The following is a 23,142-nucleotide window of genomic DNA, read 5'->3' on the forward strand; positions in this document are numbered from 1 at the left end:
CGCCCTATTCGGGATCCAGGACGGCCAGGAGTTCCCCGGTGTCCACCTCGGCACCGGGGTGCACCGGCAGGGACGCGACCACGCCGGCCGACGGCGCGTGCACCGGGTGCTCCAGCTTCATCGCCTCGAGCGTGAGCAGCAGCTCGCCCGCGCGGACCCGCTGACCGGGGACGACCAGGACCCGTCGCACGGCCCCGGGCAGCGGCGCGATCAGCGAACCCTCGGTGGCCTCCGGCGCGGGCAGCGGGAACCGGGACAGCTCGCGCAGCGTGACCGAACCCTCGGGGCTGTCCACGTACGACACGTCACCGACCCGGTGCACCTTCAGGGTGAGCCGGATGCCGTTGACGTCCAGGTCCACCCGGGAGCCGTCGGCGTGCACCACCGCGGTCGGCGGGTGGTCGTCCAGCGTCGGGGCCTGGCCCAGCCCGGCGAGATCCAGTTCCTCCGGGTCGACCGAGCGCACCCACCAGCCCGACAGCTCGCCGTGCCGGTTCATCCGGTAGCCGACCTCGACCGGGCCGGCCGGGCCGTCGTAGACCGCGGTCTGCGAGCCGGACGGGACGTTGCGCCAGCCCGAGGGCAGCGAGCGCAGCACCGGGGCGGACGCGCGGCGGGCGGCACTGCCGGCCAGGGCGGCGGCCAGGCAGGAGATGCGCACCGCGTCCACCGAGGACAGCAGCGGCGCGAAGACCTCCGGGTGCTGGTCCAGGAATCCGGTGTCGACGTCGCCGGCCCGGAACGCGTGGTGCCGCAGGACCCGGACCAGCAGGTCCCGGTTCGCGACCACGCCGTGCAGCTCGGTGCGGGTCAGCGCGGAGGCGAGCATCCGGGCCGCCTCCTGCCGGGTCGGCGCCCACGCCACCAGCTTGGCCAGCATGGTGTCGTGCTGGGTGCCGACCACCGAGCCGTCCACCACGCCGGAATCGAGGCGCAGGCCGGGCTGGGGCAACGGGCGGAACGAGCCGGCCACGTCGGGCACCTTGAACCGGTGCAGGGTGCCGGACGCGGGCAGCCAGGCGTACGCGGGGTCCTCGGCGCAGATCCGTACCTCGATGGCGTGCCCGCGGATCGGCGGCGGCCCGGGCATCGGCAGGCTGCCGCCCTCGGAGACGAGCAGCTGCAGCCGGACCAGGTCGTAACCGGACACGCACTCGGTGATCGCGTGCTCGACCTGCAGGCTCGGGGTCAGCTCGACGAACCAGAAGTCGCCGGCGTCGTCCAGCAGGAACTCGGCGGCGCCGACCCCGACGTACCCGACGGCCCGGACCGCGAGGATCGCGGCGCGGCACAGCTGCTCACGCAGGGCCGGATCGACGGCCGGCGACGGCGTCTCCTCGATGATCTTCTGGTAGCGGCGCTGGACCGAGCACTCCCGCTCGCCGAACGGCACCACGGCGCCGTGCGAGTCGGCGATGATCGGCACCTCGATGTGCCGCACGTTCTCCAGGTAGGGCTCGCAGAAGACGTCGTCGCCGGTCTCCTGCCGGGTGGTGGCGATCGCCTCGGCCAGCGTGACCGGGTCGCGCACCACCCGCATCCCGGCCCCACCGGCGCCGCCGGCCGGTTTGATGAGCACCGGGAACGCGGTGACCTCGGCCGGATCGGTCGCGGTGGGCAGCACGGGCACGCCCGCCTCGGCGACGATGGCCTTGGTGTCGATCTTGCTGTGCAGGGTGCCCAGCGTCTTCGCCGGTGCTCCCACCCAGATCATCCCGGCCTCGGCGACCTCGCCGGCGAACACGGGATCCTCGGCCAGCGGCCCGTTGCCGGGGTGGATGGCGTTCGCGCCGGCCCGTTTGGCCGCGGCGATGATCAGGTCGCCCCGCAGGTACGTGTTCGCCGGCGCGTTACCGCCGCTGAGCCGTACCGCGTAGTCCGCCTCGGTGACGTGCGGCGCGTCCGCGTCCGCGTCGGAATAGACGGCGACTGTCTCGATGCCGACCAGGCGGCAGGTGGCGAAGACGCGACGGGCGATCTCCCCCCGGTCGGCCACCAAAAGGCGTCGGATCACTGATCTGCTCTACCTTTCCCGATCTTTTACGGCCGGAATACGCCGACGTGTTCGGCGCCTTCCACTGCCGCGCTGTGCACTGCGGACAGGCAGAGGCCGAGCACCGTACGGGTGTCGCGAGGGTCGATGACGCCGTCGTCCGGCAACTTGCCGAGCGGGGCGTCCACGGAGCGCTCCACGGGCCAGCTGAAGAGGAACCGTGGCTCGTACGCCCGCCCGTAGATGCCACCCGCCTCCTCGGCCGGGGTGGCGCCGATCATCAGCGTCAGGTGCGGCACGGTCGACTTGGCCACCGCGTGCACCAGCGGGGCGCCGTGCCGGACGTCGGCCGCCTCGTGCTGCTCGGCCGCCGGCGCGCCGGTGTACTGCACGAACAGCAGCGTGGTGGAGGTGGCGTTGGCGAGCTGGATGAAGTGCACGGCCTTCTGCGTCTCGGCCGGGGAGAACGCGCCGCCCAGGTTGGCCAGCACCCCGATCGGATAGCCGTGCACCTCGCCCCAGCCGGTCACCAGCGCGGTGCCCTGGGTCGGCTTGAACTCGTCGAAGTCGCTGCCGTCGAGGATCCGGGCGAGCACCTCCCGCGGCTCGAACAGCGAACCCGACCCGGTGCCGGCCATCGTCAGCAGGTCCTCGGCGTCGTAGCGGGGCAGCGCCGGCGGGTACGTGCGCGGCCCAGGACCGCGTTTGCGCCAGTTGAAGCGGCGGACGCACTGCCGGGCCAGCCGGAGCCCGTCCCGCTCGTCCTCGGCCAGCTGGTCGGCCGGACCGGTCACCCCAGCAGGGACGGTCGGCGCGCTGCGGACCTCGGGAGCGGGCCGCCCGTTCGCGCCGGACGCCCGGACCGGCTGCGGATGGATGGTGAGCATCTTGGCGTGCCCGCGCACCATGATCGTGTAGTCGGAGAGCGCCGGCAGGTAGGCCGCGTCCCCGGTCGTGGCTCCGAAGACGACGCAGACGGTCGGCACCCGGTCGGCGGTGAGCTGGCTCAGGTCCCGCGCGATCGCCCCGCCCGGCGGCGGGCCGGACGGCGCCGCGACGCCGGTCGACTCCACGAGGTTCACCAGCGGCAGCCGGTTGACCGCGGCGATCCGGGCGGCCCGGCGGATCTTCTCCACCGTGTACGGGTTGACCGCGCCCCCGTCCACCGTCGGGTCGTTGGCGACCACCACGCACTCGACGCCCTCGACCACACCGATGCCGGTGACCACACTCGCCCCGATCGGGAACTCCGAGCCCCACGCCGCGACCGGGGACAGCTCCAGGAACGGGCTGTCCTGGTCGAGCAGCATCTCCACCCGTTCGCGGGGCAGCAGCTTCCCCCGGGCGTGGTGCCGGGTGACCCACTTCTCGCCGCCACCGGCCCGGGCCGCCTCCAGCGCTGCCTCCAGCTCCGCCAGGCGCTCCAGCATCGCGCTGCGGTTCTCCAGGTACGCGGGCGTACGGGGGTCGATCGTGGTGTCCAGCACGGTCACGTCGTCACCCCGCTGCGCTGCACGCCCGCCACCTCGTTCAAGACCGCGCCCTCTCGCCCGTCGTCGTGCCTCTCGACCACCTCCGTAACGAGCGGCTGACCGGGTCCGACACGGATCTTCGCCGGGCGGCTTCATCCCCTGATCAGGTGGGGATTCGGCGTTTCCGCGCACGCAAAAAAGGGCCACCCCTTCGGGGTGGCCCTTTCAGCCGGTCAACGGGTCAGACGCGGGCGCGCCGGGCCAGTCGTTCCGGGTCGAGAATGATGACGCTCTTGCCGTCCAGGCGGAGCCAGGCCCGGGAGGCGAAGTCGGCGAGGGCCTTGTTGACCGTCTCGCGCGACGCGCCGACCAGCTGGGCCAGCTCTTCCTGGGTCAGGTCGTGGGTCACCCGCAGGACACCGCCGTCGCGGGTGCCGAAGCGGCCCGCCATCTGCAGCAGGTTCTTCGCGACCCGTCCGGGCACGTCCGTGAAGATCAGGTCCGCCAGCGCGTCGTTCGTCCGGCGCAGCCTGCGGGCGAGCACCCGAAGCAGCTGCTCGGCGATCTCCGGCCGGTTGTTGAGCCACGGGCGCAGCGACGACTTCTTCAGCCGGGCGAGCCGCGTGTCGGTCACCGCGGTCGCGGTGGCCGTCCGGGGACCGGGGTCGAACAGAGCAAGCTCACCGAGCATGTCCGACGGACCCATGATCGAGACAAGGTTCTGCCGGCCGTCCGCGGCGCGGCGACCAAGCTTGATCTTTCCGGAGAGAACGATGTAAAGGCTGTCGCCTGCCTCGCCCTCATTGAAGACGATGTCGCCCTTGCGGAACTCGATCGTCTCCATCTCCTTGGCGAGCGCCTCGGCAGCCTCCGGGTCAACGCCCTGGAAGATCCCGCTGCGAGCCAGTACCTCATCCATCGCTGTACCTCCGACTACGCGCTTCAGCCGCGCAACGTCAGTCTAGGCGTACGCGGGCCGCAAACGGGCGGGCACCCCTCGATCTGGATCTCTGAGCGTAACCGTGCTGCCCTTGCGACCCGGAAAATCGTCGCTCTCGGTGAGCTGGATGCAGCCGTTCGACGGTCGTGGGGGGTGGTCGGCCGACGGTATCGTGCCGATCGATGAATGCCCATGCCCCCCAGCGCCGCCCGGGCCTCTTCGGTCGGCCAATCCTGACAATTACCATCGTTCTGGCCGCGCTCGTGGGGGCCGGACTGGGCGGAATGGCGCTCGCCGACCGCAATTCGGGCACCGCCGAGGCGACATGGCAGCCGGCTACGCCCACCGCGGCGGGTTCACGTCCGGCTGCTCCCGCGGCTTCGTCGGCCGCCCCCTCCGACGACTCGTTCACGTTCTCCGCGACCGGGGACATCATCATGGGCAGCGCGCCCGGCAAGCTCCCCGCGAACGACGGCGACGGCTTCTTCGACTCGGTCCGCGACGGCCTCAAGTCCGACCTGGTCATGGGCAACCTCGAACAGCCGCTCACCACCGACACCGGCACCTCGAAGTGCGGCTCCCCGCCCCGGGCCAACTGTTTCGCGTTCCGGTCGCCGCCCGCGTACGCCGACCACCTCAAAGAGGCCGGGTTCGAGCTGCTCAACACCGCGAACAACCACTCCAACGACTTCGGCCGGCAGGGCTACGCCAACACGATCGAGGCGCTCGAGGGCGCCGGGCTCAAGCACACCGGGGCCGAGGGTGAGATCACGATCGCCGAGGTCAAGGGCATCAAGGTCGCGGTGGTGGGCTTCTCGCCGTACGCCGGGGCGAACAATGTCAACGACCTCGCCGCCGCCAGGACCGTCATCGCGGAGGCCAAGAGCCAGGCCGACGTCGTGGTGGTCCAGGTGCACATGGGTGCCGAGGGCTCCGACAAGGGACACGTCAAGTCCGGCAGCGAGCTGTTCTTCGGCGAGAACCGCGGCGACCCCAAGAAGTTCTCCCACGCGGTCATCGACGCCGGCGCCGACGTGGTCGTCGGGCACGGCCCGCACGTCCTGCGGGGCATGGAGTTCTACAAGGGCAAGCTGATCGCCTACAGCCTCGGCAACTTCGCCGGCGGCGGCAAGACACTCAGCCGTACGGGTGTCCTCGGTTACGGCGGGATCCTGCACGTGACGCTCACCAAAGATGGCACATTCACCGGCGGCGAGTTCCTCTCCACGGCGCTCAGCCCGACCGGTGTGCCCACCCGGGACAGCGACAACGAGCGGGGCCTGGCCCGCGTCCGGGAGCTCTCCAAGGCCGATTTCGGGGACACCGCGGCCACCATCGGCAAGGACGGATCGATCGCGGCGCCCGCCTGATGGTCTGAAATGTCGCCGGGGCGACGTACTCTTGGCCGCGTGAGTCGTCCCCCCGTCGCCGCGCCCGCCGGTCCAGCCGTGCTCATCCGGTCGGTCAAGCGGTTCGCCGCGGAGACCCCGGTCGGGCGCAAACGCCGGGCCCGCAAGATGGCCCGCGTGCTGGCCGAGACCCATCCCGACGCGCACTGCGAGCTCGATTTCGAGACCCCGCTGCAACTCGCCGTCGCGACCATCCTGTCCGCGCAGTGCACGGACAAGAAGGTCAACGAGGTCACCCCGACCGTGTTCGCGCGCTACAAGACGGCGGCGGACTACGCCGCGGCCGACCGCGCCCGGATGGAGGAGATCCTCCGGCCCACCGGCTTCTTCCGGGCCAAGACCGACTCACTGATCAAGCTCGGTCAGGCCCTGCTGGAGCGCCACGACGGCGTCCTGCCCCGCACCCTCGACGAGCTGGTCAAGCTGCCCGGCATCGGCCGCAAGACCGCCAACGTGATCCTCGGCAACGCGTTCGACGTGCCCGGCATCACCGTCGACACGCACTTCCGGCGCCTGGTCAACCGCTTCGGCTGGGTCGACGAGGACGACCCGGTGAAGATCGAGTTCCTGGTCGCCGACCTCATCGAGAAGCGCGACTGGACCATGTTCTCGCACCGCATCATCTTCCACGGCCGACGCGTGTGCCACGCCCGCAAACCGGCCTGCGGAGCCTGCGCGCTGGCGACTATGTGCCCGTCCTACGGCACCGGCCCGACCGAGGCCGCCCCGGCCGCCAAGCTGCTCAAGGGCCCCCGGGCCCGCGAGCTCGCCGTGCAGGCGGGCGTCGACCCCGGCCTCGTGCCGGCCGCCGCGGTCACCGTTCCGGAAGCCCCGTGACCCGCACCCCCCGGGTCGGCGTCTGGCTGACCCCGCCGCTGGCGCTGCTGCTGGCCGCATGCACGTCCGCCGAGATGACGCCCGCGTCCTCGGACGACCAGCCGTCCCCCTTCGCCGACTGCACCACCCTGACGACACCCCTCACCCCGTCGCCCACCGCGGCCTCGCCTTCCGCTGCCGCGCTGCCCTCCGCCGCGTACTCAGCCGCCGCGCCGTCATCCGCCCCGCCGCCTTCCGTCACGCCGCCTTCTGCCGGGCCGCTGCTTTCTGCTTCCGCCGGGCCTTCCGGTGCTGCACTGTCTCCCGCGCCGCCCTCCACCGCGCCGGACATTCCGGATTTGTCGCTGCCGTGTTTTACCGGTGGGGCGGCTGTCCGGACCACCGACCTGCGCGGGCCCGCGGTGATCAACCTGTGGGGGTCCTGGTGCGGGCCCTGCCGGGAAGAGCTGCCGATCATGCAGGAGCTCGCCGACGCCACCACCGGCCGGCTGCGGGTGCTCGGCGTCGACACCCGGGACAGCCGGGACGCCGGGGCGTCGTTCGCGGCCGATCACGGCGTGTCGATACCGACGCTGTACGACCCGGAGCAGAAGCTGCTCGCCGGCCTCGGCAAAGCCACCCTGCCGGTCACCGTGTTCCTCGACGCCGACGGAAAACGCTTCGTCTACACGGGTCAGGCGCTCGACAAGCCCACGCTTGGCCCGCTGGTGCGCACCCACACCGGCGTCACGGTGTCCCCATGATCAACCCGGTGCTGCGGCCGGACGGCCTGCCCGGCTGGTGGGAACCCCTGCTCACGCGCGTCGGCACGGCCCGGGGCGAGGATTTCACCCCGGTACGCCCGCCGGCCGGTGGGGGCCGGGCGGCCGCTGTGCTCGTACTCCTGGGGGAAGATCGTGCCGGCGAGCCGGACCTGCTCGTGCTGCAGCGGGCCGCCGCCATGCGCAAGCACGCCGGTCAGCCCGCGTTCCCCGGCGGTGCCGCCGACCCGGAGGACCGGGACCCGGCGGCCACCGCGCTGCGCGAGGCTCAGGAGGAAGTCGGTCTCGACCCGCGGACCGCGACGGTGCTGACCACCCTGCCCGAGCTCTACATCCCGGTCAGCGGTTTCGTGGTCACCCCGGTCCTGGCCTGGTGGCACGCGCCGCACCCGGTGCATCCCTGCCAGCCGGCCGAGGTCGCGCACGTGGCCCGGCTGCCGATCGCCGAACTCGTCGACCCGGCCAACCGGCTGCGGGTGCGGCACAGCAGCGGCTGGACCGGCCCGGCGTTCCAGGCCGGCGACATGCTCGTGTGGGGATTCACCGCCGGGGTCATCTCGACCCTGCTGGACATGGCCGGCTGGAGCCGGCCCTGGCTTCCCGGCCGCATCATCGACCTGCCCGACGTGGCCGCCACCAGGGCGGTCGCTACGCTGCCGCAAGGTCCCGAGTCGGTCGCCGCCTCCGACGAGGTCGTCCCGTGACCTTTACTTCTACTCTGAGCGAGTGCTTGTGGTCGATGGAATCCTGGTAGTGCTCATGGTGGTGTTCGCGATCAGCGGATACCGCCAGGGTTTCGTCATCGGGGCGTTGTCCTTCGGTGGGTTCTTCAGCGGGCTGCTCATCGGCCTGCAGATCGGCCCGCTGATCGCCAACCAGTTCGCGGACGGCACCACCCGGCTCGTGGTGGCCCTCGTGGTCATCTTCGCTCTGGCGGTGCTCGGCCAGACGCTGGCGGGCTGGCTCGGCACCAAGGTCCGGCGTTCCATCGAGAGCCGCCCCCTGCAACGCCTCGACGACGCCGGCGGCGCGCTGGTGTCGGTCGTGGCGGTGCTGCTGGTCGCCTGGCTGATCGCGGTGCCGCTCGGCTCGACCCCGTTCCCGGACATCAACCGCCAGGTACGCAGCAGCGGCGTCCTCAACGGCATCAACGGGCTCATGCCGGAGCAGGCCCAGGCGCTCTCCGCCAACCTGCGCGAGTCCCTGAACACCAACGGATTCCCGAACGTCTTCGGCGGCCTGACCCGCACCAACGCCCGCGACGTGGACCCGCCGGACCCGGCCCTCGCCAAATCGACCGTGGTGGTCAACTCCCGCAAGTCGGTCATCAAGGTCCTCGGTACGGCACCGAGCTGCTCGCGCCGCATCGAAGGCTCGGGTTTCGTGTACGCCGACGAGCGGATCATGACCAACGCGCACGTGGTGGCGGGCACCCGCAACGTCCAGGTGGAGACGCAGGACGACCGCCTCGACGGCAAGGTCGTGGTCTACGACCCGGAACGCGACCTGGCCGTCATCTACGTGCCCGGCCTCAAGGCCCCGACGGTGCCGTTCGTGACCAAGCCGGCGGCCACCGGCGCCAGCGCGATCGTGCTGGGCTTCCCGCTCGACGGCCCCTACAACGCGCAGGGGGCCCGGGTCCGGGACGTCAGCACGATCACCGGCCCGGACATCTACGACTCGGGCAAGGTGACCCGCGAGATCTACACGATCCGGGCGCTCGTGCAGAGCGGCAACTCGGGCGGCCCGCTCATCGCCCCGAACGGTGACGTCCTCGGTGTCATCTTCGCCGCGGCGGCCGACGACCGGAACGTCGGTTTCGCGCTGACCGCGGCCGAGGCGGCGTCGACCGCCAAGCTCGGCGTCGAACGCACCCGGGGAGTCAAGACCGGTGACTGTGCCGCCTGAACGGGTCGCGACCGCCGATCCCTTCGTCGCGGAGGCCGCCTTGGCCGCGCAGCCCATCGGGTACTGGAGCGGCGCGGTGCACAAGGCCGTCGTCGAGCAGCTCCGGGACGCCATGGCGACCATCGACGTGACACAGCCGCAGTGGTGGACGCTGACCCGGGTGGATGCCGGCGGCGGACTCACCCGCGACGAGGTCGCCGCGCAGCTGGCGGACGTGGCGGAATCCGGGCACGAGGTGCCGCGGGCCGTCGATCAGCTCCTGCACCGGGGCTGGATCGCCGCGGACCCGGCCGGGCGGCTGCACCTGACCGACGCCGGGCGGGTGGCCCAGGGCCGGATCAGGGAACTCGTGACCGGCCTGCGGGCCCGGATCCACGAGGGCATCCCGGACGCGGACTACGTGACGGCACTGCAGGTCATGCGCCGGATGATCGCGAACACCCAGGCGGGCGGCGAGGGTGGCGTGGGCTCGGGCGGCGCGGGCTCAGGTGGCGTGGGCGAAGCGGCGGATCGCGAAGAGAGTCGCCAGGACTGAGAGCAGGAACAGCGCGGCCGCCGCCCACCAGCCTCGCGACGAGCCGGTGGGGGTGCCGCCGGCCGTGATCGCGCTGCCCGCGTTGGAGCCGGAGACCCGGGCGCCGACCGTTCCCTGAGCGGCGTTGTCGGGGGCCGACTGGGCCTGACCCGATGCCGGGGCGCTGCCGAACCGGGCGATGCCGGGGGAGGCCGTGGTGTCGAGCGGGTTGTGCAGGACCGCGGGCACCTCGGCGGTCAGGGCACCGGCCGGGTCGACCATGCCGTACCCGTACTGGTCGTCGCGGCCCGGCTGGCCACGGTCCTTGGCGGTCTTGAGGATGCGGTTGACCACCTCGCCCGCGGACATGGTGGGCCAGCGGGAGCGGATGAGCGCCGCGGTGCCGGAGACCATCGGGGCCGCGAAGCTGGTGCCCTGCACCCGCCAGTAGCCGTCCGGGCGGGCGCCGACGAGCTGGGTGGCCGGGGCGGTCACCACGGTTTCCCGGCCGGTGATGGAGCCGGACCACAGGACGTTGCCGTCCTTCTCCATGCCGGCCACCGCGATGACGCCGGGTTCCCGGGCCGGATACCAGACGTTGGTGGACGTCGAAGCGCTCAGGTTTCCGGTGCAGGCCACCACGACGACGTCCTTGGCGAACGCGTAGTCGAGGGCCGCCGCGAGAGCCGGGCTGCTGCCGTTGCCGCCGAGCGAGAGGTTGATGACGCGGGCGCCGTTGTCGACCGCCCAGCGGACGCCCTTGGCGACGATCATCGCGTCGTCGTAGCGGTTCTCGCGGTCGAGGACGCGTACCGGAAGGATCCGGGCCTTGGGAGCGATGCCCACCACGCCCTCGTCGTCGTCCCCGCGGCCGGCGATGATGGCCGAGACCGTGGTGCCGTGGCCCACCAGGTCGGTGTCCCCGTCGCCGCCGGGATCGACCAGGTCGAGACCCTTGAGCACCTGGCCCTTCAGATCGACGTGGTCGGCGTCGACACCGGAGTCGATGACGGCGACGGTCACGCCCTCACCGGACGAGTAGACCCAGGCGCCGGCGACATCCAGCGTCTTGAGATGCCACTGCTCGGCCCGGACGGTGTCACCGACGACCGGCTCGTCCAGGTGGGGACCCCGCAGCATCGTGGCCTGAGCGCCGGCACCCCCGGAATGGGGGGCGGGGGCGGCGACCGGGGCCACGGCCAGCGCGGCGGTGAGCAAGCACGCGGCGACGCGGGCCGGGAGACGGCGCGCATGGCCGGACCCGGCGGATGCCGGGCACCGCACAGACGCGTGCCGCCACGGGGGGCGGGACGTCTTCGATGCTTCGCTCACAACACTCACTGGTCGGGGAGGCCATTCTTCATGCTGGACGGTCGATGGTGGGAGATTACTCCGGTTCCGCATCGAGATGCTCTGGTCTGTGGACAGCGATCGCACTGTCGGTGCGTTCGTCCTGCTGGGAGTGTCAGAAAGGGGGGAGGTGGGTGAGCTGGATCAGGCGCATACCTTCACGACGCGTCACGAGACGACCACGTCCCGGTGGCATCGGGAGCGGGCGGGCCTGACCGATCAACGCGCCCTCGTCCGGTGAGCCGGTCATGACGAGACCGGGGGACGAGAGCTCGCGCAGCCGCTGGATCACCGGGTCGTACATGGCCCGGCCGGCGCCACCGGCCCGGCGGGTGACCACCAGGTGCAGGCCGATGTCGCGGGCCTGCGGCAGGTACTCCAGGATCGGCTGCAGCGGGTTCGTCGGGCCGGACGCGATCAGGTCGTAGTCGTCGACCAGCACGAACAGTTCCGGGCCGTTCCACCAGGACCGGTCGCGCAACTGCTGAGCCGTCACATCGGGGCCCGGCAGGCGGCGTTCCATGTAGCCGGCCACCGACTGCATGAGCTCCAGGGCCTTCTGTGCCTGCATGCCGTACCCGATGCGATGGTCCGTCTCGGGCAGGTCCATCAGGCTGCGGCGGTAGTCGACCAGGATGATCCGGGCCTGCTCCGGCTGGAAGCGGTTCGTGATGGTGGTGGCCAGCGCCCGCAGGAACGACGACTTGCCGCACTCGGCGTCGCCGAAGAGCAGGAAGTGCGGGTCGCTCGCGAAGTCGATGGTGACCGGCTTCAGATCCGCCTCGGCGATGCCGATCGGCAGGCGCAGACCGGTGGTGGCGTTGACGTCGATGCTGGCGTACGGCAGCGAGTCGGGTAGCAGGCGCACCCGTGGGGCCACCGCGCCGGGCCAGTTCGTCGCGATCATCTTGACCAGTCCGGCGGTGTCGGCGGTGCTCAACTCCGGTCGTACGGTCAGGAAGTGCAGGGCCTTGTTCTTGTCCGTGGGGTGTTCGATGATCCCGCGGCCGGCCTTCTCGGGCACGTTGATCGCGGCCCGGCGGTTGATCGAGGAGTCGGACGGGTCACCCAGCCGCAGCTCCACCCGGGACCCGAAGAGGTCACGGATCGCCGGACGGTAATCCATCCAGCGCGGGGCGCTGGTCACCACGTGGATGCCGTAGGACAGACCGCGCGTCGCGATGTCGGTGATGACGCCCTCGAGCTCGTCGTATTCCTTGCGCAGCGTGCTCCAGCCGTCCACGACCAGGAAGACGTCGCCGAACGGGTCGGTCTCCGCGCCGTTGCCGAGCCCGGCCTGCGCGGCCCGGCGCCGGCGGTAGGACGCCATCGAGTCGATGCCGAGCTCACCGAAGCGGCGCTCGCGCTGGGAGAGCAGGGTCGAGACCTCACCGACGGTACGCCGGACGCCGACCGTGTCGAGACGCTGCGAGACGCCACCGACGTGCGGCAGGTCGCGCAGGATGCCGAGCGAACCGCCACCGAAGTCGAGGCAGTAGACCTGCACCTCGGCCGGGGTGTGGGTGAGCGCGAGGCCCAGGATCAACGAGCGCAGCGTGCTGGACTTGCCGGACTGGGCGCCACCGACCACCGCCACGTGCCCGGCACCGCCGCCGAGCTGCAGCCACATGACGTCGCGGAGCTGCTCGCGGGGCTTGTCGATGAGTGCGATCGGCACCTGCAGGGCGCCGTGCAGCTCGGGGTTCGCGAACGCCAGCCCCCGGGCCGGGTCGGTGACGACCGGGCCGAGCAACTCGTCGAGCGCGGCCGACTTGTTCAGCGGCGGCAGCCAGACCTGGTGCGCCGGCGGGCCCTGGCCGTTGAGCCGGGCCACCATCACGTCCATCACGCTCTCGCCGGACTGGTTCTCGTCCGGCTTCGGCTTGGCCGGCTTCACCGGCTTCGGGGCCGGGACATAGTGCGTCGAGTACGACAGGACCTGCGGGTCGGCACCGTCGCGGGACGAACCGGGACCCCGGGCGCCGGCCTTGCGGAAAGTGCCCGAGACGTACGCCGCCTTGAACCGGATCAGCGGCTCGGTGCCGAATTTCAGGTATCCGTGGCCGGGGGCCCGGGGCAGGTCGTACGCGTCGGGGACGCCCAGCACGGCGCGGGACTCGAGCGCGGAGAACGTCCGCAGGCCGATCCGGTAGGACAGGTGGGTGTCGAGGCCGCGCAGGCGACCCTCCTCGAGCCGCTGGCTGGCCAGCAGCAGGTGCACACCGAGCGACCGGCCGAGCCGGCCGATCTGCACGAACAGGTCGATGAAGTCCGGCTTCGCCGACAGCAGCTCGGAGAACTCGTCACAGATCACCAGCAGCGACGGCAGCGGCGGCAGCGCGGCACCACCCGCGCGGGCCTTCTCGTAGTCGCGCAGGCTCGCGTAGTTGCCCGCCTTGCGCAGCACCTCCTGGCGCCGGATCAACTCGCCGTCGATGGCGTCGACCATCCGGTCGACCAGCGGCAACTCGTCGGCGAGGTTGGTGATGACGGCGGCGGTGTGCGGGAGCCGGTCCAGTGACGAGAACGTCGCGCCACCCTTGAAGTCGACGAGGACGAAGTTCAGCACCTCGGAGGAGTGCGTCGCGGCGAGCGCGAGCACGAGCGTACGCAGCAGTTCGGACTTGCCGGAACCGGTGGCACCGATCAGCAGGCCGTGCGGGCCCATGCCGTCCTGCGCCGACTCCTTGAGGTCGAGCTCGATCGCGGAGCCGTCGGCGCCGAGGCCGATCGGCACCCGCAGTTTGTCCCGGTTGGGCCGGGGCAGCCAGGCCTGCGCGACGCTGAACGACTCGGGATCACCCAGGTTCAGCAGCTCGGCGAGGCCCATCTCGGTGGCCAGCGGGGTGTCCGTGGACTTCGACATCGCGCCCAGCCGCAGCGGGGACAGCCGCCGGGCGACGGCCTCGGCCTCCTCCTCGCTGAGGTGGTCGGGACGGCCGACCTCCGAGGCGTGGTCCATCGCGTACGTGTGCAGCTCGCGCTGGGTGCCCGCGCCGCGCACCTCGAGCACCAGCAGCGACCGGTCGAGCAGCCGCGGCGGGATCTCGTCGAGGTCGAGCACGGTGACGCCGTCGATGCCGTCGTCGAGCTGGGTGGCGCCCTTGAGATCGGCGCCGTCCAGCACGATCACCACGTGCGGGCTTGACCCGGACATTCCGGCCGGGTTGAACCGCGGCCGGTTGCCGATCACATCCTCGAGGAGTTTCTCCAGGTCACCGCCGGCGCTGGCGACCAGGCGGACCTGACCCAGCCGGTCGGTCCGGGACGGGTGCAGGTTGTGCGGGAGCCACTTCACCCACTCCCACATCGCCCGGCGCTCGGGGCCGGCGCAGACCGCGATGATCAGGTCGTCGGGGGCGTGGAAGACGGCGAGCTGGGTGAGCACGGCCCGGGTCAGCGCCCGCGCCTCGGTCTCGCCGTTGGCGCCGTGACCGCGCAGGAACACCCGGGCGAAACCGCGCAGCGAGACCGCCACCGGAAGATCGGGAACCACCGAGTACGCGTCGAGGAAGCGCCGCAACGCCCCCGCGGTCATCGGTTCGAGGTCCTCGAGGGGCCGGGTGACCGGCGGGATGAGTGGGGTGGCCAGCGTCTGCGGGCCCACCGCGAGCCGGACGACACCGAAGTCGGGATCGGCGGGGCGGCGCTCCCAGACCCGGTGGCTGCCCGCGGTCGACCAGAGCTGCCCGGGATCGGGATGCCGGTAGTAGAGGCCGGTCCGCTGGCGGCTCGCCGTGTCACGGACGCGTTTGCGCAGGCCGGCGAGGTGGCGTAGATACTCCCGGCGGGCGGCCATCATCTCGGCCTTCTTGGGGGTGCCACCGCCGCCGAAGGACGTGGCGAGCATGGCGAGCGACGAGACGCCGAACAGCCCGCCGATCACATAGGACATGGGCCCGCTGCCCCGGCCCATCATCATGGCCATGGCGACGGAACCGCCGAGCATCGGCAGCGCCATGAAGGCCTGCTGCCAGCGACCACCCACCGCCTGCGGGATCTCGGGCGGTGCGTCGACGGCGAGCTCACCGGCCGGGATCTCAGGAGCCGGGCGCCGTGCCGCCCGCTTGATCACCACCGTGCTCATACGCTTCCGTCCCTTTCCTTCGCAACCATCGCTTTTGAGTGGATAGTCCACTCGGACCGATGGCGGCTCCCCGTCCACAACGCCCGTGACCGGGCACCATGCAGGGCCCAGGATAGGTAAAGTCCCCTCAGTTCCGCAGCCTCGTCACCATCGATAGGAAATTAGGCAATGAGCGTCGGTCTTGCTCGGGTCACGATCAGCGCCCCTCAGCGCAGGGTCGATGTCGCGCTGCCTGAACACGTTCCGTTGGCCGAGCTGCTACCGGAAGTGTTGAGGCACGCCGGAGAAGGCCTGGCCGACGACGGTGAACGGCACGGCGGCTGGGTGCTGAGGCGTACGGACGGTGTGGCGCTGGTCACCGCCCAGGGCCTTTTCCCGCAGGGGGTGCGTGACGGTGAGGTTCTTCACCTCGTCCCGGCCCGTGAGGAATGGCCCGAACTCGAATACGACGACGTGGTCGAAGCCATCGCCGAAGGAGCCCGTCGCCGCGGCGCCGTCTGGTCCCCGGCCTCCACCCGCACAGCCACCCTCGCCGGTGCGGCGGTGCTGCTCTCCCTCGGCCTGATCGCCGTCCTGGCGGCCGGACCGGCCTGGGACGGCGCGGCCTACGTCGGACTCGGCGTGGGACTGATGCTCTCGCTCTCCGGCATCACCGCCTCCCGCGCGTACGGCGACGCGCGCGCCGGAGCGGCCCTCGGCGGGATGGCCCTTCCGTACGCGTTCGCGGGCGGAGCGGTGCTCGTCACCCAGGGCTCCGTCGACAAGGTCGGCGCATTCCCGCTGCTCCCCTGGCTGGGCGGCGCCGAACTCCTCGCCGGCTCGGTAGCCCTGCTCCTGCTGGCCGCACTCGGCGGCGTCGGCGTGGCAGCCTCCCTGCGCATCTTCGCGGCCGGCGCGATGACCGGCGTCCTCGGCGCCGTGGCCGCCCTGGTCAGCTTCGTCACCTCGGCCGCGGGAGCCGCCGCGGTCCTCATCTCGCTCCTGGTCTGCGGCATCGGCGTGCTGCCCCTGGTCGCGATCCGCTTCGGCAAGATGCCCACCCCGCCGGTCACACTCCCGACCGGCGCCGAGGCTGAGCAGACTTTCACCGGAGCCCGAGGCAACACCCTCGACGCGGCGCGCGAACGCCCCTCCCGGGCCCGGGTCTTCGCCGCGGTCAGCCGCACCGAGGAACTCCTCACCGGCATGCTCACCGGCCACGCGGTCCTGGCCGCCGGAGCGTTCGTGGTGCTGGCCGCCACCGGAGGCGTGGCCGCCCAGATTTTGATGGCCCTCTCCGTGGCCGCCCTCCTGCTGCGCTCCCGCCTCTTCGTGACCCTGCGCCAGCGGGTGCCGCTCATCACGGCCGGCTTGTTCGGAGCATTCGCCCTCGGCATCGACCTCCTCTGGGGCGCCGGAGCGACCACCTTGCTCGGCCTGAGCGTGGCCGGCCTCCTGGTCGCGATGGCCACGGTGGCGGCCGGAGCAACCTGGACCAAACGGGCACCCTCGCCGTACCTCGGCCGGGCGGCTGACCTGCTCGACAGCCTCGCGGTGATCGCGGTGATCCCGGTGGCCTGCTCGGTGGTCGGCCTCTACAGCCTCGTCAGCAACATCAGCATCGCCTGACCCCCTGCCCTCGCGTCGCGCTGCCGGTGTCGCGCTGCCGGTGTCGCGCTGCTGGAGTCGCGCTGCTGGAGTCGCGCTGGCAGCGTCGGGCACGCTCCGAGGCGCGCACAACCCGCGCCCGGGCCGCCCGGCCCGGCCCAGTCCGATCCGACTCGGCCCGGGGTGGCAATGGCCCGCTCTCCGCTCGGCCCAGCGTTGTCCGCTCGGCCGGGTGTGGATGCGGCCTGGCTTGGATGGCGGCCTGACTTGGGTGGCGAGCCGGCGTTGACGGCGGGCCGGCGTTGACGGTGCGGCCGGGTGTTTGATCATCTGACTTAGCTTGACCGTTCGATCCGGCTCGACCAGCCAGGGCCTGGCTCGATCGCTGGTCTGGCTCGATCGCTGGTCTGGCTCGATCGCTGGTCTGGCTTGACCGCCTGGCTTGACCGCCTGGCTTGACCGCCTGGCTTGGCCGCCGGGCCGGGTTTTATCGCCGGGCCGGGCTTGACCGGCCGGCCTGGTGGTGGATGCTCCGCCTGGCTTGGGTGACGGCCTGGCGTTGATTGCGCGGCTTGGCGTTGGTGGCTGGGCTGCGGCGGGGACGCAAAAGAACGACGGCCGGGCTTTTGCTCGGCCGTCGTTCTTTATTCGTTTTTCTCAGGCTCCCGGCTGGCGGGGGCCGGAGTTGCTCAGTGGGCCTCGCCGTGCTCGGCGGCCTCGGCTGCCTCGGCGCGCTTGAAGGAGGCGCGGATCTCCTCCTCCGCCTCCATACGGCCGGTCCAGGTCGCGCCCTCGACGGACTTTCCCGGCTCCAGGTCCTTGTAGACCGTGAAGAAGTGCTGGATCTCCATGCGGTCGAACTCGGCCACGTGGTGGATGTCGCGCAGGTGCTCCTGGCGCGGGTCCTCGAAGGGGACGCAGAGGACCTTGTCGTCGCGGCCCTTCTCGTCGGACATGCGGTACATGCCGACCGCGCGGGAGCGGATCAAGCACCCGGGGAAGGTCGGCTCCGGCACCAGGACCAGTGCGTCCAGCGGGTCGCCGTCCTGACCGAGGGTTCCCTCGATGAAGCCGTAGTCGGCCGGATACTGCGTCGAGGTGAAGAGCGTCCTGTCGAGCCGGATGCGACCAGTCTTGTGGTCGACCTCGTATTTGTTTCGGTGGCCCTTGGGGATCTCAACCAGTACGTCGAAATCCATCGTTCGCTCCCTTGTTCGCCCGGCCTGGAGAACCGGCTGCATTCCGATAGACGGGGGCGCTGCCTGCGGCTCGCCGGATCCGTGCGCACCGGTGTGCCGGATGTTTGTAGTCTCCCCTAAGTCTGCCGCTACATCCTGAGGAGGGGCGTGTGGGGAGGCAAGATTCACAGAACACTCCTGAGTATGACGGCGTGTCGCGGCCGCGAACTGGTGATTCTCCGGTAGGGCATGATGGTTTGTCCAATAATGCCCTAATTCCCGTACGGCCGCCGGGCAACACGTACGGCCGGGCGTCCGTGCCGCTGAATCTGGCCACTCCGCAACCGCAGCCGCCGATCGTCCAGCACGGCGGTCAGCCGTCCGGTCAGCCGGCCACTCCTCAGGCCACTGACGCCTCGGCTCCGGACGCCTCGGCTCCGGAAAGCGCGGCGCCGGGTGCACGGGCCTCCGGCGGTCAGGCCGAGGTTGGTCAGGCCGTGGGTGGTCAGGCCGTGGGTGGTCCGGCCGTGGGTGGTCCGGCCTCCGGTGCTCAGGCTGCGGGGGTTCGGGGGGCTGCTTTTGTGCCCTTGGATCTCCCGGCAGGTCAGCCCGGCGGTCCCGGCAGCTCCGGGACCGGGGTTGCCGGCGGGGGTTCGCCGTCGACGGCGTCTCCCGGCAGCAAGCTCCGCCGTACCTATGTGGTGTCTGGTTTGTCGGTATTGCTCTTGGTCCTGGTGGTCGGGGCGGTTTTTGTGGTCCGGCCGGGACCGGTCGAGGGCTGGCTGTCGGCGGAGCCGTCGGTGGCACCGAGTGTCGCGCCTACGCCTGATCCCACGCCTACGCCGGTGCTGGCCGCCGTCGGGGTCGATGGGGGCGTGCCCAGCGCTGACGGGGTCAAGGCCGCGATCGGACCGCTGGTGGGGGCGGCCGCGCTCGGCAGCCAGGTGAACGTTTCCGTGGTCGACGCGGCTACCGGTGATTCGCTGTACGCGAAGAACGCTGATCTCATGACCACGCCCGCGTCGACCACGAAGGTGCTCACCGCGGCTACCGTGCTGGCTGCCCGCGGTCCGGCGTATCGGCTGGTCACCCGGGCTGTCGCCGGTGCCGAACCCGGTGTGGTCGTGCTGGTCGGCGGGGGTGATCCGACGCTGTCGGTCGATGCCGGCGGGCAGTTTCCCGGGGCCGCGCGGCTTGATCGGCTGGCCGCGCAGGTGAAGAAGGCGCTCGGGGGGCAGGCTCCCACCAGGGTCGTTGTCGACAATTCGCTGTTCACCGGACCGGAGACCGCGACGGGGTGGGACAGCGACCTGATCGGTGCCGGGCAGGTTGCCCGGATCCAGGCGCTGATGACCAACGCCGGGCGGGTCAAGCCGGTGCACAACGATGTCGGAGGCGATCCTCGGTTCTCCGATCCTTCGCTGGCGGCCGGGAAGGCGTTCGCGAAACAGCTCGGGATTTCCTCGGTCTCGAAGGGTAAGGCGCCGGCCGCCGCATCGTCCTCGGCTCCGGTTGAGGGGGTTGCTGCCGGGTCTGAGCTGGGCAAGGTCCAGTCGCCGCCGCTGGTGCACGTGGTCGACTGGATGTTGCAACAGAGTGACAACGTGCTCGCCGAGGCGATGGGACGGCAGGTCGCGCTGGCTGCCGGCAAGGAGGCCTCGTTCGACGGCGCCGCCGGCGCCATGCAGGACAAACTGCTCGAGCTGGGACTTTCCTCCGACGAGGCCAATCTGTACGACGCGAGCGGGCTCTCCCGGCACAACGGGATCAGTCCCGCGCTGCTGACCGAGGTGCTGACACTGGCCGCCAATGGCACAAATCCCGAGGTCAGCAGCCTGTTCGGGGGTCTTCCGGTGGCCGGCTGGTCGGGCACGCTGCGGACCCGGTTCGTCACGCCCGCGCCGAATCAGGTCGGGCAGGGGCTGGTGCGGGCCAAGACCGGGTCGCTCAGCGGGGTCAATGCGATCTCCGGGGCGCTGGTGACCACGGACGGCCGGTTGCTGGTGTTCGCGGTGCTGGCCGACGCGACCGGGGAGTCGGGGGCGGCGCGGCAGGCGCTGGACAGGATCGCCGCCAAGCTGGTGACCTGCGGCTGCCAGTAAGGGTTTTCTCAGGGTGGGCGGCTGGTCCCCCGCGGGTACGGTGGTCAGCATGGCGCAGTTCGTTGACTGGGATCTGGCCGCCGCCACCGCGGGCGCGCTGTCGAAATCCGGACCCGCGGTGTCCTACGAGGAAGCTACGGAGGTGGTCGCGCAACTGCGCGAGCTCACCGATGAGGCCCGGCGGCACGTCGCCGAATACACCGGGCTGACCCCGCAGGTCGAGGGTCCGCCGGTACGCATCGTGGACCGCAAGGACTGGGCCGCGGTGAACATCGCCGGCCTCAAGGAAGTGATCATCCCGCTGGTCAGCCGGCTCTCCGGGGACAACCAGCCGGGCGCGCTCGCCGACGCCATCGGGTCCCGGGTCACCGGGGTGCAGGCCGGCACCGTGCTGGCCTACCTCTCCGGGCGGGTCCTCGGGCAGTATGAGGTCTTCTCCGCGGAGCCCGGCCAGTTGCTGCTCAACGCGCCGAACATCGTCGAGGTGGAGCGCAAGCTCGGCGCCGACCCGCGCGACTTCCGGCTCTGGGTGTGCCTGCACGAGGTCACCCACCTGACCCAGTTCCAGGCCGTGCCCTGGATGCGGGGCTACTTCCTCGGCGAGGTCCAGGCGTTCGTCGACGCCTCGCAGAGCACCGAGCACATCCTGGAGCGCATCCGTCGTGGCGTCGCGTCGCTGTCCGACGTCCTGCGCGACGAGGACAGCCGTGCGTCGGTCCTCGACATCGTGCAGACACCCGGTCAGAAGGCCGTCCTCGACCGGCTGACCGCGCTGATGACGCTGCTGGAGGGCCACGCCGAGTTCGTGATGGACGGGGTCGGCCCGGAGATCGTCCCGTCGGTCGAGTCCATCCGGTCCAAGTTCAACCAGCGCCGCGAGAGCGGCAACCCGCTGGAGAAGGTCATCCGGCGGCTGCTCGGCATCGAGGTCAAGATGCGTCAGTACGCGGAGGGCCGCAAGTTCGTGCACGGGGTCGTGGAACGGGTCGGCATGGAGGGCTTCAACAAGATCTTCAGCTCGCCGCTGACCCTGCCCCGGCTCGAGGAACTCGGCGACCCGGATGCCTGGGTGGCGCGGGTGCACGGCCCGGTGGGCCTGGTTTCGTAACGTCGATGGCCCGCATCCCGGCACCGGTCGCGACCATCCGTGTGGCGGTCCGGCGCGTGCTGGCGTCCGCCCCGGGCCCGGTGCTGGTCGCCTGCTCGGGGGGTGCGGACTCGATGGCCCTCGCCGCGGCCGCCGCCTTCGTGGCGCCTCGGCTCGGTGTGCGGGCCGGCCTGGTGACCGTCGACCACCAGCTCCAGGACGGTTCCGGGGCTCGGGCGGCCGCGGTGGCCGACTGGGCCCGGTCGGTGGGGCTCTCACCTGTTTCGGTCGAGGCGGTGGACGTCGGCGGGCGTGCGGGCGGTCCCGAGGCTGCGGCGCGGGACGCCCGCTACGAGGCGTTGTCAGGGGTCGCCGGGCGGGTCGGGGCGGCGTCGGTGCTGCTCGGGCACACCCGGGACGACCAGGCGGAGACCGTGTTGCTGGCGCTCGCCCGGGGTTCCGGCCCGCGTGGGCTGGCCGGGATGCCGCGGCGCCGGGGGATCTTCGTCCGGCCGCTGCTCGACATTGCCCGCGCCGACACCCGCAAGGCCTGTGCCGCGCTCGGCTTCGGCGTTTGGGAAGACCCGCACAACACCGATCCCGCGTACGCGAGGTCGCGCGTGCGTGCCGATGCCCTGCCGGCGCTGGTCGCCACGCTCGGGGACGGGGTAGTGGCCAATCTGGCTCGGACTGCTTCGTTGGTTGCCGCCGATGTGGCATACCTCGATGACCTTGCCGTGGGTGCCTTGTCGGCAGCCCGGTCCTCTCCCGGCTTGAACATTTCGCATTTGTCTGATCTGCCACTGGCGGTTCGGGGCCGGGTGCTGCACGCGTGGGCGCTCGAACTGGGTGCGCCGGGGTCGGCGCTGTCGCACCGGCACGTTGCCGCGCTTGACGCACTTGTCACGGATTGGCATGGTCAGGGCTACGCCGTGTTGCCGGGCGGGATCGCGGTCGCGCGGCGAGGTGATGATCTTCTGCGGGTGCCCCTGTGACAGTTGTCACGGTGTGTGGCGTCCGGGCGGGCGGCTCGGGCGGATTCACCCCATAACCTGCGGTTCTTTGGGCACGGACCGCTGCCCCCGCCCACGCGCTGCACCATTCATGCGGCAGGCTAGACCCCATGGCAGATGGCTCCTGGTACGACGCTGACATCGACCGCGTGATCATCTCCGAGGAGCAGATCCGCGAGAAGACCGAAGAGCTCGCGAAGCAGGTCGCCGCGGATTACGCGGACGCTGAGGGCGGCGTTCTCCTGGTCTGTGTGCTCAAGGGCGCGGTCATGTTCATGGCCGACTTCGCGCGCGCGCTGGGCCGCACCGGTCCCTCCATCGAGATGGAGTTCATGGCCGTCTCGTCCTACGGCTCCGGCACCACTTCCTCCGGGGTGGTGCGCATCCTCAAGGACCTGGACAGCGACATCGCGGGCCGGCACGTGGTCATCGTCGAGGACATCGTCGACTCCGGCCTGACCCTCTCCTGGCTGATGCGCTACCTGCAGTCGCGCGCCCCGGAGAGCGTCGAGGTGGTGGCGTTGTTCCGCAAGCCCGAGGCGATCAAGGTGCCGGTGCCGACCAAGTACGTCGGCTTCGACATCCCGAGCGAGTTCGTGGTCGGTTACGGCCTCGACTTCGCGGAGCGCTACCGCGAGCTTCCGTACGTCGGGGTGCTCAAGCCCGAGGTCTACGCCCGTAGCTGAACGTTCTCCCAGGCGACTCTCAGGAATCGGATACCCGGTCCCGAAGCGGCAGGTATTGTCCGACTTTGTGCCGCTTATCAGGTGCCCCTGGGGGGAACAGCCAGTAACGGGAGGGCCTCGGCGGGGCGGGCTCACAGAGTTGTGACAGGCACCCACGGTGTACGGTCGAGTGACCGATGGCGCCGTCTCACAGCGCCGGAGGGGCTGGACCGGTAACG

General features: G+C 71.1%; 18 protein-coding genes. 11 read left to right on the top strand and 7 right to left on the bottom strand.

Annotated elements, in window-relative coordinates; all coding sequences use genetic code 11:
* Positions 1-4: 4 nt before the first annotated feature.
* The 3 genes from ACIA6A_RS09785 to ACIA6A_RS09795 form a co-directional block, all read right to left on the bottom strand.
* Complete coding sequence (locus ACIA6A_RS09785) at positions 5-2,014, bottom strand: biotin carboxylase N-terminal domain-containing protein (RefSeq protein ID WP_396097089.1); 2,010 nt, start codon at positions 2,012-2,014, stop codon at positions 5-7.
* A gap of 26 nt (positions 2,015-2,040) precedes the next feature.
* On the bottom strand, positions 2,041-3,486 hold the full coding sequence (locus ACIA6A_RS09790; RefSeq protein WP_396097090.1) for a carboxyl transferase domain-containing protein: 1,446 nt from the start codon (positions 3,484-3,486) through the stop codon (positions 2,041-2,043).
* 220 nt (positions 3,487-3,706) lie between these two features.
* Positions 3,707-4,384, bottom strand: a complete 678-nt coding sequence (locus tag ACIA6A_RS09795) for a Crp/Fnr family transcriptional regulator (RefSeq protein WP_067509198.1) — start codon at positions 4,382-4,384, stop codon at positions 3,707-3,709.
* Between the two features lie 203 nt (positions 4,385-4,587).
* Here ACIA6A_RS09795 and ACIA6A_RS09800 point away from each other — a divergent pair, with 203 nt between their 5' ends.
* Genes ACIA6A_RS09800 through ACIA6A_RS09825 form a run of 6 tightly spaced genes read left to right on the top strand, consistent with a single transcriptional unit; the run spans position 4,588 to position 9,855 of the window.
* Positions 4,588-5,775 carry a CapA family protein gene (locus tag ACIA6A_RS09800; protein ID WP_396097091.1) on the top strand — a complete coding sequence of 396 codons (1,188 nt, stop codon included), beginning with the start codon at positions 4,588-4,590 and terminating at the stop codon, positions 5,773-5,775.
* Between the two features lie 9 nt (positions 5,776-5,784).
* Positions 5,785-6,651, top strand: a complete 867-nt coding sequence (gene nth, locus ACIA6A_RS09805; protein ID WP_396097092.1) for an endonuclease III — start codon at positions 5,785-5,787, stop codon at positions 6,649-6,651.
* A complete protein-coding gene (locus tag ACIA6A_RS09810) occupies positions 6,648-7,394 on the top strand; it encodes a TlpA disulfide reductase family protein (RefSeq protein WP_396097093.1) in 747 nt (248 codons plus the stop codon). Before nth ends, ACIA6A_RS09810 begins: the two co-directional genes overlap by 4 nt.
* Complete coding sequence (locus tag ACIA6A_RS09815) at positions 7,391-8,116, top strand: NUDIX hydrolase (protein WP_396097094.1); 726 nt, start codon at positions 7,391-7,393, stop codon at positions 8,114-8,116. The genes ACIA6A_RS09810 and ACIA6A_RS09815 overlap by 4 nt, the downstream gene beginning before the upstream one ends.
* 22 nt (positions 8,117-8,138) lie before the next feature.
* Positions 8,139-9,320 (top strand): MarP family serine protease, encoded by a 1,182-nt coding sequence (locus tag ACIA6A_RS09820; RefSeq protein WP_396097095.1) that lies wholly within the window; start codon positions 8,139-8,141, stop codon positions 9,318-9,320.
* Complete coding sequence (locus ACIA6A_RS09825; RefSeq protein WP_396097096.1) at positions 9,304-9,855, top strand: MarR family winged helix-turn-helix transcriptional regulator; 552 nt, start codon at positions 9,304-9,306, stop codon at positions 9,853-9,855. Before ACIA6A_RS09820 ends, ACIA6A_RS09825 begins: the two co-directional genes overlap by 17 nt.
* On the opposite strand, the gene mycP is transcribed toward ACIA6A_RS09825, so the two are convergent.
* Positions 9,805-11,052, bottom strand: a complete 1,248-nt coding sequence (gene mycP, locus ACIA6A_RS09830) for a type VII secretion-associated serine protease mycosin (protein WP_396097097.1) — start codon at positions 11,050-11,052, stop codon at positions 9,805-9,807. The two genes, ACIA6A_RS09825 and mycP, sit on opposite strands and share 51 nt — an antisense overlap.
* A gap of 247 nt (positions 11,053-11,299) precedes the next feature.
* Positions 11,300-15,271: a type VII secretion protein EccCa gene (eccCa, locus tag ACIA6A_RS09835; protein WP_396097098.1), complete on the bottom strand. Its 3,972-nt coding sequence runs from the start codon at positions 15,269-15,271 to the stop codon at positions 11,300-11,302.
* Positions 15,272-15,439: 168 nt separating this feature from the next.
* On the opposite strand from eccCa, the gene eccD reads away from it, so the two are divergent.
* Positions 15,440-16,879: a type VII secretion integral membrane protein EccD gene (eccD, locus tag ACIA6A_RS09840; RefSeq protein ID WP_396097099.1), complete on the top strand. Its 1,440-nt coding sequence runs from the start codon at positions 15,440-15,442 to the stop codon at positions 16,877-16,879.
* A gap of 668 nt (positions 16,880-17,547) precedes the next feature.
* Here eccD and ACIA6A_RS09845 read toward each other — a convergent pair.
* A complete protein-coding gene (locus ACIA6A_RS09845) occupies positions 17,548-18,057 on the bottom strand; it encodes an inorganic diphosphatase (RefSeq protein WP_396097100.1) in 510 nt (169 codons plus the stop codon).
* 673 nt (positions 18,058-18,730) lie between these two features.
* On the bottom strand, positions 18,731-19,078 hold the full coding sequence (locus ACIA6A_RS09850; protein WP_396097658.1) for a hypothetical protein: 348 nt from the start codon (positions 19,076-19,078) through the stop codon (positions 18,731-18,733).
* Here ACIA6A_RS09850 and dacB point away from each other — a divergent pair.
* The 4 genes from dacB to hpt all read left to right on the top strand — a co-directional run bounded on the left by dacB (position 18,993) and on the right by hpt (position 22,924).
* Positions 18,993-20,138 (top strand): D-alanyl-D-alanine carboxypeptidase/D-alanyl-D-alanine-endopeptidase, encoded by a 1,146-nt coding sequence (gene dacB, locus ACIA6A_RS09855; RefSeq protein WP_396097621.1) that lies wholly within the window; start codon positions 18,993-18,995, stop codon positions 20,136-20,138. The genes ACIA6A_RS09850 and dacB overlap by 86 nt on opposite strands.
* Positions 20,139-20,187: 49 nt before the next feature.
* Positions 20,188-21,246 carry a zinc-dependent metalloprotease gene (locus ACIA6A_RS09860; RefSeq protein ID WP_396097101.1) on the top strand — a complete coding sequence of 353 codons (1,059 nt, stop codon included), beginning with the start codon at positions 20,188-20,190 and terminating at the stop codon, positions 21,244-21,246.
* Between the two features lie 5 nt (positions 21,247-21,251).
* Entirely contained in the window at positions 21,252-22,220 is a 969-nt protein-coding gene (tilS, locus tag ACIA6A_RS09865) for a tRNA lysidine(34) synthetase TilS (protein WP_396097103.1), read from the top strand.
* A 128-nt stretch (positions 22,221-22,348) separates the two neighbouring features.
* Positions 22,349-22,924 carry a hypoxanthine phosphoribosyltransferase gene (gene hpt / locus ACIA6A_RS09870; protein ID WP_396097105.1) on the top strand — a complete coding sequence of 192 codons (576 nt, stop codon included), beginning with the start codon at positions 22,349-22,351 and terminating at the stop codon, positions 22,922-22,924.
* Positions 22,925-23,142 lie beyond the last annotated feature (218 nt).

Origin of the sequence: Actinoplanes sp. NPDC051494, assembly GCF_044454705.1 — a bacterium.
Lineage (GTDB): Bacteria > Actinomycetota > Actinomycetes > Mycobacteriales > Micromonosporaceae > Actinoplanes.